The organism is Mesorhizobium sp. 1B3 (genome assembly GCF_050958605.1).
In the GTDB taxonomy this organism is placed as follows: domain Bacteria; phylum Pseudomonadota; class Alphaproteobacteria; order Rhizobiales; family Rhizobiaceae.
In genome coordinates, this window is sequence record NZ_JBJHDO010000007.1 from 163,992 (window position 1) to 176,208 (window position 12,217).

Annotated in this window: 14 protein-coding genes; 3 read left to right on the plus strand and 11 right to left on the minus strand. The window is 64.3% G+C overall.

Features of this window, described 5'->3' with window-relative positions:
• Window positions 1–62 precede the first annotated feature (62 nt).
• The 6 genes from ACCO56_RS19865 to ACCO56_RS19890 all read right to left on the minus strand — a co-directional run bounded on the left by ACCO56_RS19865 (window position 63) and on the right by ACCO56_RS19890 (window position 4,063).
• Window positions 63–425, minus strand: a complete 363-nt coding sequence (locus ACCO56_RS19865; protein WP_433642575.1) for an NUDIX hydrolase — start codon at window positions 423–425, stop codon at window positions 63–65.
• Window positions 426–580: 155 nt separating this feature from the next.
• A complete protein-coding gene (locus ACCO56_RS19870) occupies window positions 581–1,582 on the minus strand; it encodes an anion permease (protein ID WP_433642576.1) in 1,002 nt (333 codons plus the stop codon).
• The gene (locus tag ACCO56_RS19875) at window positions 1,583–2,227 is read right to left on the minus strand and encodes a DUF47 domain-containing protein (RefSeq protein WP_433642577.1); all 645 of its coding nucleotides are present in this window, start codon (window positions 2,225–2,227) and stop codon (window positions 1,583–1,585) included.
• Window positions 2,228–2,573: 346 nt separating this feature from the next.
• Window positions 2,574–3,245 carry a hypothetical protein gene (locus tag ACCO56_RS19880; RefSeq protein ID WP_433642578.1) on the minus strand — a complete coding sequence of 224 codons (672 nt, stop codon included), beginning with the start codon at window positions 3,243–3,245 and terminating at the stop codon, window positions 2,574–2,576.
• Window positions 3,246–3,431: 186 nt separating this feature from the next.
• Entirely contained in the window at window positions 3,432–3,767 is a 336-nt protein-coding gene (locus ACCO56_RS19885; protein ID WP_433642579.1) for a DUF1376 domain-containing protein, read from the minus strand.
• The gene (locus ACCO56_RS19890; RefSeq protein ID WP_433642580.1) at window positions 3,764–4,063 is read right to left on the minus strand and encodes a hypothetical protein; all 300 of its coding nucleotides are present in this window, start codon (window positions 4,061–4,063) and stop codon (window positions 3,764–3,766) included. The genes ACCO56_RS19885 and ACCO56_RS19890 overlap by 4 nt, the downstream gene beginning before the upstream one ends.
• An 85-nt stretch (window positions 4,064–4,148) precedes the next feature.
• Here ACCO56_RS19890 and ACCO56_RS19895 point away from each other — a divergent pair, with 85 nt between their 5' ends.
• The gene (locus tag ACCO56_RS19895; RefSeq protein WP_433642581.1) at window positions 4,149–4,802 is read left to right on the plus strand and encodes a S24 family peptidase; all 654 of its coding nucleotides are present in this window, start codon (window positions 4,149–4,151) and stop codon (window positions 4,800–4,802) included.
• A 79-nt stretch (window positions 4,803–4,881) separates the two neighbouring features.
• On the opposite strand, the gene ACCO56_RS19900 is transcribed toward ACCO56_RS19895, so the two are convergent.
• From ACCO56_RS19900 to ACCO56_RS19920, 5 genes are all read right to left on the minus strand, one after another.
• Window positions 4,882–5,496 carry a hypothetical protein gene (locus ACCO56_RS19900; protein ID WP_433642582.1) on the minus strand — a complete coding sequence of 205 codons (615 nt, stop codon included), beginning with the start codon at window positions 5,494–5,496 and terminating at the stop codon, window positions 4,882–4,884.
• Window positions 5,497–5,581: 85 nt separating this feature from the next.
• Window positions 5,582–6,352: an SDR family NAD(P)-dependent oxidoreductase gene (locus ACCO56_RS19905; RefSeq protein ID WP_433642583.1), complete on the minus strand. Its 771-nt coding sequence runs from the start codon at window positions 6,350–6,352 to the stop codon at window positions 5,582–5,584.
• An 8-nt stretch (window positions 6,353–6,360) separates the two neighbouring features.
• On the minus strand, window positions 6,361–6,936 hold the full coding sequence (locus ACCO56_RS19910) for an SIS domain-containing protein (RefSeq protein ID WP_433642584.1): 576 nt from the start codon (window positions 6,934–6,936) through the stop codon (window positions 6,361–6,363).
• Window positions 6,933–8,318 carry a sn-glycerol-1-phosphate dehydrogenase gene (locus ACCO56_RS19915; RefSeq protein ID WP_433642585.1) on the minus strand — a complete coding sequence of 462 codons (1,386 nt, stop codon included), beginning with the start codon at window positions 8,316–8,318 and terminating at the stop codon, window positions 6,933–6,935. The genes ACCO56_RS19910 and ACCO56_RS19915 overlap by 4 nt, the downstream gene beginning before the upstream one ends.
• A 23-nt stretch (window positions 8,319–8,341) precedes the next feature.
• Complete coding sequence (locus tag ACCO56_RS19920; protein WP_433642586.1) at window positions 8,342–9,418, minus strand: ABC transporter ATP-binding protein; 1,077 nt, start codon at window positions 9,416–9,418, stop codon at window positions 8,342–8,344.
• Between the two features lie 180 nt (window positions 9,419–9,598).
• Here ACCO56_RS19920 and ACCO56_RS19925 point away from each other — a divergent pair, with 180 nt between their 5' ends.
• On the plus strand, window positions 9,599–10,942 hold the full coding sequence (locus ACCO56_RS19925; RefSeq protein WP_433642587.1) for an ABC transporter substrate-binding protein: 1,344 nt from the start codon (window positions 9,599–9,601) through the stop codon (window positions 10,940–10,942).
• Window positions 10,943–11,158: 216 nt separating this feature from the next.
• Window positions 11,159–12,085 carry a carbohydrate ABC transporter permease gene (locus ACCO56_RS19930; RefSeq protein ID WP_433642588.1) on the plus strand — a complete coding sequence of 309 codons (927 nt, stop codon included), beginning with the start codon at window positions 11,159–11,161 and terminating at the stop codon, window positions 12,083–12,085.
• Window positions 12,086–12,217 lie beyond the last annotated feature (132 nt).

Consider the following 12,217-nt stretch of genomic DNA (forward strand, 5'->3'; position numbering starts at 1 on the left):
AGAAACGACGCGTTCACACGGAAGTTCCCTCGGCAGCACGCGTTGTGCGCTCATCGAGGGAGTCACCCCTCTTCTCGAACAAGCAGGCGCCGGGCGTCGTGGATGAGCGACTTGAGCTCGGGATCGTCGATCAGCAGTTCCGCCTCTTCGGGAGCGAGCCAGCCCCGCTCGCGCTGGCCCTGCTCACGGAAGCCCTGTACGTCCGCCTCGACCTCGAGGGCGAAGACGGCCACGGTAATCGGTACGAAGGAATCCGACAGCCTCTTCCAATACCGATACCGTCCGATCGGCTGCTTAGCCACCCGCCCCGTTACACCGGCTTCCTGCTCGGCTTCTTCGGCCGCGGCTTCCGCGTCGGACATGCCCTTTATCGGCCAGCCCTTGGGGAGAATGAAGCGCCCCGTGTTGCGCGAAGTCACAATCATGAACTCCACGGCCCCGCCGGCGCCGCGACGATAAGGCAAAGCCGCCACTTGGCGGATCGGCTTTCCCTTCCGCGCCCTTGTTTTTGCCTTCTTCTTTCTCATGCCGCCGAACGACCCAAACCGCCGAACCGTTCCCGGCCGGGCGCGCCAAGCAGCTATATAGTCATTGCGACCAGCAGATAACAAAGCCAGGCGATCAAGGCGGCGACGGGCAGCGTGATCACCCAGGCCACCACGATGTTTCCGGCGATGCCCCAGCGCACGGCCGTGGCGCGTCGCGCGGCTCCGACGCCGATGATCGCGCCGGTGATCGTGTGCGTGGTCGAGACGGGGATGCCGAGCCAGGTAGCGGCGAAGAGCGTGATCGCGCCGCCGGTCTCGGCGCAGAAACCCTGCATCGGGTTGAGCCGCGTGATGCGCGAGCCCATCGTATGCACGATCCGCCAGCCGCCGAGCAGCGTGCCCAGCGCCAGCGCCGCCTGGCATGTCAGCACGACCCAGAGCGGCACGTAGAATTCGGGCCCGAGCATGCCTTGGGAGTAGAGCAGCACGGCGATGATACCCATCGTCTTCTGCGCGTCGTTGCCGCCATGGCCGAGCGAATAGAGCGAGGCCGAGACGAACTGCAGGACGCGAAAGACCTTGTCGACCGCAAACGGGGTCTGCTTGACGAACAGCCAGGACACGGCGAGCACGAGAAACAGGGCGAGCACAAAGCCGGTGAGCGGCGAGAGCACGATCGCGGCCGTCGTCTTCGCCAGTCCAAAAACCACCACGGAGCTCGCCCCCGCCTTGGCCACGCCCGCACCGACCAAGCCGCCGATCAGCGCATGCGAACTGCTAGAAGGAATGCCGAAGATCCATGTCACCACGTTCCAGACGATGGCGCCGACCAGCGCGGCGAAGATCACCGCGGGATCTACGATGCCGGGGTCGATGATGCCGGTCCCGAGCGTCTCGGCTACATGCAGGCCGAAGAACAGGAAGGCGATGAAGTTGAAGAAGGCCGCCCAGCCGACGGCGTAATGCGGCCTGAGAACGCGCGTCGAAACGATTGTCGCGATCGAGTTCGCGGCGTCGTGGAGCCCGTTGAGAAAGTCGAACAGGAGGGCGACGCCGATGAGCCCCACGAGGATCGGCAGCGAGAGCACCTCCATCTAAACGTTCTCGATGACGATGCCGCTGATCTCGTTAGCGACATCCTCGAACCGATCGACGACCTTCTCCAGTTCCGAATAGATCTCGCTGCCGATCAGCCAGGCCATCGGGTCGGTCCGGCCGACCTTGCGAAAGAGATCCTTGAGGCCCTGATCGTACAAATCGTCGGCGCGCCCCTCAGCCAGGATCATCTCCTCGGCGAGTTGAGCGAGGCGCGCGACGTTCCGGCCCGGCTTGTCGAGAAGCGGCACGGCCTCGGCCGTCAGCCGCGCAGCCTCCGCGATGATATCGCCCATCTCGCGCATGCGCGGCTCGAAGCTCTTCTGCTCGAAAAGCGTCACGGTCTTCACCGTCTTGTGCATCATGTCGATCGCGTCATCCATGGACTGGATGAGATCCTTGATGTCGCCGCGATCGAAAGGCGTGATGAAGGAGCGTCGCACCGCCAGCATCACCTCGCGCGTAACGTCGTCGGCCTGGTCCTCGAGTTCGACGATGGCCCGGCCATGCCTCTCCACGGCGTCGCCGCCCTCGAGCAGCGCTCTCAGTTCGCCGGCGCCGGAAACCAATATGTTGGCGTGTTGTTCGAAAAGTTCGAAGAACTTGTCCTCGCGGGGCAGCAAGGCCCGGAACCAGCCCATCATCGGTCGTTCCTTTGCGTGCGAAACTTACCCGGCTCAAAATAGAGCATTCCCGGGAAAAGGAGACAACCGTTTAGGGAATTGGGATGTTTCCTTGACCGTTCGCGCGGCACCACTGCGAAAAATGGACAGGGCGGCGGGTCCGCCCCCCGCGGAAACCTGCCGCCCTGTCTTCGCGCCACAGCTCAGCCCGGCCGCGCTGTCCCCAACCCTCAGCGTCAAACTCGAGCAGACTCGGCGCACCTTCATTCGGTTGCATATGGCATCAAGCGCAACATTAGGTTTAGTTAAAAATACAACCTTCTGTCAAGTGCAGGAGCAACGCTTGCGCCCGCGAAGGGTACGGAGCCTATTTCCGGAAATGCAGCGCCAGGGCGTTGCAGAGCACGCGCGTGGCGCCGAGGAGATTGAAGATCGGCTGTTCCTGGATCACCACGAGGTCGAGAGCGGCCCAGAGATTCTCCGAGCGTGTCGCGTTCTGGGCTTCCTGCACCGCGTTTCGCGCGGCGGCGTAGCGGGCCGTCGCATGGGCGCACCAGCGTATGTAATCGTCACTTACCGCATCGCTCGGGCGGCCGGTTGACTGGTTGTCGACCACGGCGTTGGGCGCCTTGATCGCTTTCAGATAGTCGCTGCGCACTTCCCGAAATTCCAGCGCCGCCTCGTATTGCGAGGCCGACAGGCCGTCGGCGCGGCCGAGCATTGCGAGGTAGCCGAGGAAGGACCCGGCGCGTTGATCCCTCGCCCTTTGCTCGGAAATGCCCAGCATCTTCGCGCGCACCTGGATGGCAAGCTTGTCGATCGGGTCTTCGGCGCGGGAGGCGCGCCCGTTCGGCTCACGGAAGGGAACGTCCTTGCGTGGGCGGCCCCGTTTCGCGGCACGCTTCTGCGCTTGGCTGCGAGCCTTGGCCTTCTGGGTTTTGTCCTGTTGCCCGTCCTGGGCGGCTGGACCTGCGCCTGCGGGCTCCCGGATTTCCGTGCGGCCGGAGCGTCTGGTCTTGCGATAAGCCACGGTGAACATTTTGTGTCTCCTAGGATTGTCCGCGACGACGCATTTCGCGGCGCTTGATGAAGTCGAGCATGGCAGTGGAGACAGAGGTCGGCTCCGTCTCGGGATGGAGGGCGCCTACTGGAGCAAGGGGCTTCTGTATTCTGATTCTGGATTCTGTATATGGGGATACATTTCGATGATTTTCCTTGATTTCATTTAGTTTTTCGGCGCGATTTCGACGAGTTTTTTTTCCACTTTCGCGACGAGTCTCTCCCGCTTTTCGATCTCTTCCGAGACAGCTCGCGAGGTCAGGAAACCGGCTTCGAGCGAAAGTTTTCCGCGTGCGATCAGCGCATCGAGGGCCTTGCGGAAGGTGCCCTCTCGCATGCCGCATCGGCGCGCCATGACCCGCACGTCGAGCGGCGCGAAACCGTCATTGTCGTAGAGTTCGCACAGCACGGTGATGTAAACTGCGATCTCGCTGGGCGAGAGGCCCGTCGTGCCCTTGAACCACGCATCGATGTGGAAACGGAACCAGCGCTTCTTGCTCATGTGCCAGCCTCCTTCGCCGCGCCCTCGAGACGCCGCAGGATCCGCAGCCGCCCCTTGGCGCCGGACCGGTCGCACTCGAGCCGTTCGACGAATCCCTTGGCGATCAACTTGCGCAACGCCACGTAGACGACGCCGTGCTCGTGGAGGCCGAGGTCCCGCGCGGTCGTGGCGCAACGGAACTCGAAAGGCTGGCCGACGGGGGCCAGCCCTTGCAGATAGGACAGGAGTTCCTCCTGTCGCGGCCCGAGCGCGCATCGCGCCGGGACCGTTTGTTTTTGTGGTGCTTTGCTGGACATTCCCTATCATTCATAGGAATTATTTCCTTAGTCAAGAGGAAACTTCCTATTTGACAGGCAGGAAGAAGCATGAGAATGATAGGAAATGAATGAGATCCGTCAGCGTATCCGCGAGGCGGTCGACGCAAGGTTGACGACCTACAAGGATCTGTCGGCCGCGATCGGCCGGAACCACGCCTATGTCCAGCAATTCGTGGAGCGAGGAACGCCCCAGGAACTGCGCGATCGCGACCTCGACACCATCATGGGGGTGATCGGGCGGGCGGCCGAATCCGGCCCTCGCCAGAGAGCCCAGGGTTTTGCGCCGGTGGTCATTCCCGGCTCCAGTCTTGTCAGGCCGGAACGGACATTACCGCTCTACGCCGCCGCGCGAGGAGGCGACGGCCATGTGATCGTCAGCTTCGACCCGATCGAATATGTAAAGATGCCGACGATCCTGGAAGGGGTGAAGGGCGGCTATGGACTTCTGATCACCGGCGATTCCATGGTGCCGGCCTATTGGCCGGGCGATACGGCGTTGATCCATCCCAACTTGCCGCCGCAGCGCGACACCGACGTGGTGCTCTTTCACACGCCGCCCAAGTCGCTCGGTGACGAGGAAGCGGTCATCAAGCGCCTTGTCGGCATCAGCGACCGCGAGTGGACGCTCGAGCAGTATCACCCCGCCAGGACCTTCAAGGAATTCCGCGCCGACTGGCCCATCTGCCATCGCGTGGTGGGGAAGTATAATTCGCGCTAACAATAGCCAATAGTCAGAAACAAGGTAGCACAGAAGCGCGAAAGCTTTTTCTTTCCACTATTCGCCACTCGCTTGCTCCTCATGGCTCACCAATTCCTAGACTCCCGTAACTCGCGATAACCACCGGCTCCTCGAAATCGCCCGTCGCGGGGTCGCCCCTTCGCGCAAAAGCGACCACTCCCGCCTTGCAGCGCGACAGCCGCTCGGCCATCCGCGTCGCCTGTTCGTAACCCTGCGTTTCGATCGGCTGATCCGCGACCAGAGAGCCTTTTCTGCCGCGCTCGAAGCTCTGGACGACGAAATATGTAAGCAATCCTGCCTCCGCTGTTTCTCCCGACATGTGACTCCAGATTTCGAACAAATCAAGAACATTTACGCGCGCGAGTCTCGCAGATAGGTATATTCCTATTGACAATAGGATAGGAAGTTTCCTACGAACAATGCAACGGGAGGTGGTGGGGTGCGGTTGTTCCTTCGCGATATCCTGGCGGAAAAGCGCCGTCGCGGCGATGCCGATACGGAGTTGTTCCGCCGCGTTGCGTCCTACGAATTCGCCGCCGGCCTTAACGCAACGGCGGAAGGCGCGGCCCGGGCCATGCGCCGCTGGGTGGACAGCCGCCCCGCCTGGGTGAGCGATGCCCAGCAGGCCGGTCGCGTTGCGATGTTGGCCGCCATCGAGCGGGCCTTCGATCACGATCGTCGCGAAGAAGGCACTTCTGCGTCGTTGGGCGTACGACACAATCTCACGGACGAACGCCCGACGCTTCAGACCCTCCCCCTCACACCGCCGTGTAGCCGCCTTCGATCATGATCGTCGTGCCGTTGATCAGGTCGGAAGCCGGCGAGGCGAGATAGAGCGCGCAGTCGGCCACCTCGACCGCCTCGCCGAAGCGCCCGGCCGGCGTGCGCGCCAGCATGGGGTCGCGTTTTTCCGGCGCGCTCCAGATCTGGCGGCCCATCGGCGTCAGGATCACGGTCGGGCAGATCGCGTTTGCCTGGATGTTGTGACGCGCCCATTCGGCTGTCATCGACTTCGTCAGCGCATTGAGTGCCGCCTTGGAACTCGCATAGGCGGCGTGGTCATCGAGCGCGATTACCCCTGTCTGAGACGAGATGTTGATGATCTTCCCGCCGCCGCGCTCGATCATGCCCGGCGCCAGCGCCTGGGCCAGCAGGAAGGGCGCGCGTACGTTGATCGCCATGCTCCTGTCCCAGTCCTCGACGGCCGCCTCCGTCAGCGGCGCGATCAGCGCGACGCCGGCGCAATTGACCAGGATGTCGATCCTGCCGAAACGGGCGCGCGCCGCGGCGGCGGCCGAGCGCGGACCTTCCACCGTAGCGAGGTCGGCCTCGATGGCCAGGAACGATCGGCCCGCTGCCTCGGCCTTCCCGGAGAGACCCTCAAGGCCGCCGGCATGATGGGCCACGCCGGCAACGTCGGCCCCCGCATCCAGAAACACCTCGACGATCTCGCGCCCGATCCCGCGCGAGGCGCCGGTCACCAGGGCGCGCTTGTCTTCGATCGAGAAACGCTTCTGCCAAGCGGCCATGATCCCGCCTATTCCAGATTGGTATGGCGGGCCCGCATCGTCTCGGCGGTCTCGCCGAGCTTTTCGCGCAGGCGAAGCACCAGGAGTTCGAAGGCGACATATTGCACGCCCTCGAACAGGCTGCCCATCGGCAATACGGAAGTCTTCCCGCCGCGGTCCCTGACGCCCGTATCGTCCGCCATCGTTTGGGCGGGCAACACCAGCACCGCATCGCAAGATCGAGCCACCTCGCCGTCGTCGCGCGCGCTGACGCAGAGCGTGCACGCTCCGGCTGCGCTCGCCACCCCGACAAGCCCGGCCACCGTCGAGAAGTAGCCCGGCCCGGCGCTGACGATGAGCAGGTCCCCCTGGCCGATTGGCGGCGTCGTCATTTCGCCCACCACATGAACGTCGAGCCCGAGATGGAAGAGCCGCATCGCCAGCCCCTTCATCATCAGGCCTTCGCGGCCCACGCCGTAAAGAGCGATACGCCGGGCGTCGGCAATGACAGTTGCGGCCGTCTCGATGTCGGCCGGGTCGACACGCGCCAGCGCCGCGGCGATCTCCGCTGTCGCCTCCGCCCCGAGCGTCGAGAAATCTTTCATGCCGCCTCCCCCTTCCCCGCATAGAGCGCATGCCCGTCGGGGAAACTCTCCGTCACGGCGCGCTCGAGAAGCCCTGCTTCGGCCAACAGGTCGAGCAGGGTGTAGCGCTTGCGGATATAACGTGCCTTCAACACTGTGGCGCGATGGCGCGCCGCCGACAAGCCGATTTCGCCGACGGCGACCGGCGCGCCGGCCGCGGCAAGCAAGTTCCGCATCTGGCTCTCGCGCATGAGATGATCGGAAAGGCGTTGCCTCAGTGCCGGCCAACTCCGCTTGAACCGCTCCAGCCTGGCGGCCAGCGCCGCCCGCTCGATGCGCTTGCCGCGCATCTCGGCGATTGCCCGTTCCGCCACTTCGCCGCGGCCGAAGGCGATGCGGATCGTCGCTTCGGTCTCCTCCCAGTCGGGTGCCGCCCGGCTCGCGGCTGCGGGATCGAAATTTGAGAAGTCGCGGGCGATCAGCCAATCGTACAACGCCAGCATGCTGAGGCAGCCGATCGCCACACAGGCGCCGTGCGAGGATTTTTCGCCGCGATGGGCGAGATGCTCCATCTCCCAGATATGAGCGATCTGGTGGTCGGCGCCGGAAGCCGGGCGCGAGGAGCCGTGTAGTTCCATGGCGAGGCCGGTCACGGCGAGTCCGACGAACAGCCCGGCAATGGCGCCGACCGCGCCGTCCCGCACCCCGGCCGGGTCGGCAAGCCAGCCCTTGAGGTTGTCCTGAACCAGCGGCCAGGCCGTGTCGTCAACCGGTTCGACGCCCAGCGCGTCGGCCACCAGCCAGTCGCCGCCGGCCGGCATCTTGCCGGCGAGATCGCCATAGCCCCAGCCGCTCATTTCCGCAGGCGCGGCGGCTATTACGTCGAGATCGGCGAGGATCACGCGCGGTGGTGCGCATTGCAGGGTGATCTTGAAGCCCTTGTCGGAAAGCGGCGCGCCGGCGCTGGTGTAGCCGTCCATGGAAGCAGCGGTCGGCACGCTCATGAAATGGGTGCCGGCGTGGAAGGCGGCGTAGCGTGTCAGGTCGTGCACGACGCCGGACCCGACCGCAACCGCGATCGGCGTTTCTTGCCGGGCCGTGCGAAGCCGCTCTACAAGTTCCTCACCGATGGTGCGCTCGGGTTGCAGGCGTGGCTTTGCCGGCAAAACATGCCGGTCGACATCGATGCCCGCCCCCGAGAGGGTGGCCGAGACACGCTCGCCCGCTAACGCATAGGTCGTCTCGTCGGCGATGACCAAAGCCGGCCTGTCGTGGAAATGGCGGCGATACACGGTGCCTGCAGCGTCGAGGCAGGAAGGCGCGAGAATCACCTCGTCTATCGATGTCGACCGCGCGACCGCCGGCAGCACCGTGCTTCGAAAGCTTTCCTGCCAGTCCGTCATGGTCTGCCCGTATCGCCTATGGCCTACTGGATGAGCGCCTTGCCGGAGGCGTCGAAGACGTGAAGCTTCCTGGGCTGGATCGACAGAGCGACGGTGTCGCCCGCTTCGATCGGCGTCTCGCTTTCGACCCGCACCGTCCATCGGTCGGCGCCGATATCGACGTAAAGGATGGTCTCGTCCCCAAGCGTCTCCTTGACCGCCACGCCTCCCTCGACCGTGCCGGCAGCAGGCCCACCGCCGGTCGCCTTGGTCGCCTTCACATGTTCGGGACGCACCCCGATGGTGATCGCCTCGCCCTCGGCGACCGGCTCGGCCGCCGGCAGCGGGACGACGAAACGTCCGTAGCGGGCGGCACCGTTCTCATGCGCGGCACGGAAGAAATTCATCGCCGGCGAGCCGATGAAGCCCGCCACGAACTGGCTGGCCGGGCGGTGGTAAAGATCGAGCGGCTTGCCGATCTGCTCGATCCTGCCCTCGTTCAGGACGACAATCTTATCGGCCATCGTCATGGCCTCGACCTGATCATGCGTCACGTAGATCATCGTGGCGCGCAGCTGGCGGTGCAACGCCTCGAGCTCCACCCGCATCTGCACGCGCAGCTTGGCGTCGAGATTGGAGAGCGGCTCGTCGAAGAGAAACACCTGCGGCTCGCGCACGATCGCGCGTCCGATGGCGACGCGCTGGCGCTGGCCGCCGGAGAGGGCGGCCGGCTTGCGGTCGAGATAGGGTTCGAGCTGCAGGATGCGCGCGGCGTTGGCGATGCGGGCGTCGCGCTCGGCCTTGTCGACCTTGTTGACGCGCATGCCGAAATCCATGTTCTGGCGCACCGTCATGTGCGGATAAAGCGCATAGGACTGGAACACCATGGCCACGCCCCTGTCGGAGGGCGCCGCGCGGCTCACATCCTTGCCCCCGATCGCGATCGAGCCGCTGAAGCTCCCCTCCAGCCCGGCGATGGTGCGCAACAGCGTGGATTTCCCGCAGCCGGACGGGCCGACGAACACCACGAACTCGCCATCGGCGATATCGAGATCCACCGCGCGCAGCGCCTGGAAGCCGCCGTAGAATTTGTCGACCTTCCGGAGTGTCACAGACGCCAACGGGCGGTCCTCCCCCACTTGCCGCCGGCCTTTCTCCTGCGTGGCCTGGCGTTCCCTGATTGTCGCCCGCGAGGGGCCTCCGACCTGACCTTGCCGGCAGCGACCGGATTGACTTTTACAAATGTAAATGAAACGATATAAATGTAAAGGTGAGTTTCGAACTGCTCTGGGAGGAAAGACATGAGCATGCGAACGACCGTGAAGGCGCTGCTTGCCGGCGCCGCGATGACCTGCGCCCTGTGGTCCGCGCCGGCCTCTGCCTGGACGCTGGAGGAAGCCGCGAAGCCCTATGCCGGCACGACGCTGGACATGGCCTTCCTCACCCGCCCCGGCTACGATGCCGCCAAGAAGATGATCCCGGAATTCGAGGAAAAGACCGGCATCAAGATCAACATCACCGACCTTCCCTACGAGAACGCGCTGGCCGAGCAGGTGCGCGACTTCGTGGCTGGCGGCGATCTCGACATCGCGCTGATCGATCTCGTCTGGATCGGAAATTTCGCCGAGAACAACTGGGTGGTGCCGATCGACACCTTCACCGCCAAGCCGGAGCTCACCGATCCCGATCTCGACCTGAAGGATTTCTTCCCGCTCGTGCTCGATGCGTTCGGCTCGTGGAACGGCAAGGTCTACGGCCTGCCCTTCGACAACTACTCCGGTCTGCTCTTCTATAACAAATGCATGCTGAAGGACGCCGGCTTCGACGGCCCGCCGACCACCTGGGAGGACCTGAAGGACAAATACGGTCCGGCCCTCACCAAGGACGGCAAATACGCCTTCGCGCTCCAGTCGAAGCGCAACGAGACCCAGTCGGCCGACAGTTTCGCGCGCGTGCTGTGGCCCTTCGGCGGGTCCTTCCTCGATAAGGACTTCAAGTCGAACCTGATGTCGCCGGAAAGCCAGGCCGGTCTCAAGTTCCGCCAGGACCTGATGAAATACATGCCCCAGGGCATCGTCGCCTATGATCATTCGGAAGCGGTCAACGCGCTCGCCCAGGGCGACGTCGCCATGATCACCGAATGGTCGGCCTTCTACCCCACGCTGATCGACCCGGCGACCTCCAAGCTCGGTGATTGCCTCGGCGTGGCGCCGGAGCCCTCCGGGCCGGCTGGCCGCAAACCCGCGCTCGGCGGCTTCTCGCTCGCCGTGGCCTCGCAGGCGGACGAAAACGAGCAAGCCGCCGGCTGGCTCTTCATCCAGTGGCTGACCTCCAAGGCCAATGCCCAGCGCTACCTCGAGCTCGGCGGCGTGCCCGCCCGCCAGTCCGTCTATCAGATCCCCGGCATCGCCGAGAAATACGCCTACGTGCCGGCCCTGGTGGAAAGCTGGAAGGAAGGCGTGCCGGAATTCCGCCCGCGCTTCGCCGAATGGCCGGAAATCACCGAGATCGTGCAGGAATGGGGCACCAAGATCATGCTCGGAGAAGTGTCCACCGAAGAGGGCGCCAAGCAGATCGGCGACAAGATGGAGGCCGTTCTGCAGAAAGCCGGCTACTACGACGGCAAGAAGCCGCTGGCGCAGTAGTGGATCGTGGGCATGCCCCTCACTGTTCTACCGGACATCTCTCCCCGCATGCGACCGCATGCGGGGAGAGAGAAGCCGGCCGCTTGGGTTTCGCCAATCGCAACCGTCGAAGGTTGGCGAAGGCCGAGGAGACATCGTCTCTCTCCCCGCCTGCGGAGAGAGATGTCCGGCAGGACGGTGAGGGGCGGTCACCTTCCCAAGTAAGAGCGAGATGCCATGGCCGAGAGCGTCGCGTCATACACGGCTGAAAACGCCGAACGGATCGTGCCGAAGGGCACGGTGACGCCAGGCGTGATCCTGAGCTTCCTGCTCCCGGCCACGCTCGCCCTGGCTGTGATCGGCATCGCGCCGCTCCTCTTCGCCGCCTGGACGTCGCTGCACGACTACAATCTCACCAAGCTCAGCAGTTCGGCCTTCATCGGGCTTTCCAACTACGGCGCGGTGCTGACCGATCCCGTCTTCTGGCAGGCCATGGGACGGACATTCATCCTGCTCGGCATCGCGCTTCCCACCCAGCTCGCGCTCGGCCTCGGCATCGCGCTCCTCCTCCATCAGCCCGGCCTCGGCTTCCTCCGCACCCTGGCGCGGCTCTCCCTCGTCCTGCCCATGGCAACCACCTATGCCGTGGTCGGGCTGCTCGGCCAGATCATGTTCAACCTGAAATACGGCGTGGTGAACCAGCTCATCGGTTTCGTCGGCTTCCAGCCCGTCGACTGGATCGGCGACCCCTTCAACGCCTTCGCCGCCATCGTGTTCTGGGACATCTGGCAATGGACGCCGTTCTGCGCCCTCGTGCTGCTTGCCGGGCTCACCACCGTGCCGGGCGAGATCGAGGAGGCGGCACGGCTGGAGACCAAGAGCTGGCTCACGATCCTGCGCCACGTACAGCTCCCCTTCCTGTGGCCGGGCCTGACGGCGCTCCTCATCCTCAGGACCGCCGACACGCTGAAGCTCTTCGACATGGTCTTCACCATGACGCGCGGCGGCCCCGGCTCCGCGACGGAGCTGATCAGCCTGCTCATCCAGCGCATCGGCTTCCGCGTCTTCGACCAGGGCCTCGCCTCCGCCCAGGCGATCGTGCTGCTGGTGATCACGATCGTGCTCAGCCGGCTCTACATCCGCGTGTTTTACAGGGAGGTTTAGGGTGGATAGGAAACGCCATGAGACCCCCCTCTGTCCTGCCGGACATCTCCCCCTCATGGGGGGAGATTGGCAGCTTTGGTCTCGGCCCCTCACCTGCTACGTCGGCGATTGGCGAAATCATGCGAGACAGCC